This window comes from Ralstonia mannitolilytica, assembly GCF_905397375.1.
In the GTDB taxonomy this organism is placed as follows: domain Bacteria; phylum Pseudomonadota; class Gammaproteobacteria; order Burkholderiales; family Burkholderiaceae; genus Ralstonia; species Ralstonia mannitolilytica.
This window is the reverse complement of sequence record NZ_CAJPVG010000029.1, coordinates 1-1,462: the sequence shown is the minus strand read 5'-3', so window position 1 is coordinate 1,462 and position 1,462 is coordinate 1. Positions and strand designations below refer to the sequence as shown.

At 69.7% G+C, this 1,462-nt stretch carries 2 protein-coding genes; both read left to right on the top strand.

Annotated features, from left to right (window positions below):
• Positions 1-920, top strand: a 920-nt coding sequence (locus tag KHN96_RS22650; protein WP_211888743.1) for a recombinase family protein, incomplete at its 5' end; no start/stop codon positions are given.
• Positions 917-1,399: a hypothetical protein gene (locus tag KHN96_RS22645; RefSeq protein ID WP_115044222.1), complete on the top strand. Its 483-nt coding sequence runs from the start codon at positions 917-919 to the stop codon at positions 1,397-1,399. The genes KHN96_RS22650 and KHN96_RS22645, both read left to right, overlap by 4 nt.
• Positions 1,400-1,462: the final 63 nt, after the last annotated feature.

Sequence of the window (1,462 nt, the reverse complement as noted above, 5' to 3'; positions counted from 1 at the left end):
CCAAAGCGAAGGGCATGTGGATGGGCGGCATGCCGCCGCTCGGCTACGACGTCGTCGATCGCAAGCTCGTCGTCAACGAACGCGAGGCCGCTCTCGTGCGTGACATCTTCCTGCGCTACGCCGAGCATGGCTCGGCTGCGCGGCTGGTGCGAGAGATGGCGGTCCAGGGGCACACCACCAAGGCCTGGGTGACCCAAGGCGGGCGCCGGCGCACGGGCCGACCCATCGACCAGCAATACATCTTCGCGTTGCTGCGCAACCGCATCTACCTCGGTGAGATCCGCAACCACGGCACGTGGTATCCCGGCCAACACGAAGCGATCGTGCCACGAGACCTGTGGGACGCCGCGCACGCTTTCATCGCGCGCCGCAAGCAGGCGCCGCGCGAACACCGGGCCCAACACCCGGCGCTGCTCGCGGGCCTGCTGTTCGCGCCCGACGGCCAGCGCATGCTGCACACCTTCGTCAAGAAGAAGAGCGGACGCACCTACCGCTACTACGTCCCCTACCTGCACAAGCGTCGTAACGCGGGCGCGAGCCTGGCGCCGGACGCCCCAGACGTCGGCCATCTGCCCGCGGCCGAGATCGAGAACGCGGTGCTCGCGCAGATCCACGCGGCGCTCGCCGCGCCGGAGGTGCTGATCGGCACCTGGCGGGCGTGCCAGCGCCACCCGGCCGGTGCTGCCCTCGATGAAGCGCAGGTGGTGGTGGCGATGCGGCGCATCGGCGACGTGTGGGCGCAGTTGTTCCCGGCCGAGCAGCAACGCATCGCGCGGCTGCTGATCGAGCGGGTGCAACTGCATGAGCACGGACTCGACATCCTCTGGCGCGAGGATGGCTGGTTGGGATTGGGGCCCGAGATCGGCGCGCATCCCTTGGTCGGCGAGTGCCGCGCGCCTGCTGAGGAGGTCTTGGCATGACCCGCTCGCCTCCCGATCCGACGCCGAACTCCCGCCGCCGCGCGATCCGGGTCGAGGTCGGCAACGACGCGCGCAGCTACGTCAGCGACGGGCAGCGGGTGACCCTGGTGCCCCTGACGATCAAGCGCCGGCAGAACCGCAAGCTCCTGATCCCGCCGACGCCCGAGTCCGCCGCCGCGACCGCGGGCGGCCTGGATGCGCCGATGATCAAGACGCTCGGCAAGGCCTTCTACTGGAAGCGGCTGATCGACGAAGGCGTCTATCCGACGACCGCCGACCTGGCGCGCGCGCTGAAACTGGAGCCAGGCTGGGCGGCCGAGGTGCTGCGCATGACCCTGCTGGCCCCCGACATCGTCGAGGCCATCCTGGACGGACGCCAGCCCCGCCATCTGAACCTGCAGACCCTGCGTGGCCGGCACGATTCTCTGCCGCGCGACTGGGGCGAGCAGCGTCGGCTGCTGGGCTTTCCTTCAGCTTGAGACTGGCGCTCAGCTGGCGCAACAACTACCTCTGCCACGCTCCTGGATTGGTGGGCACGGCAC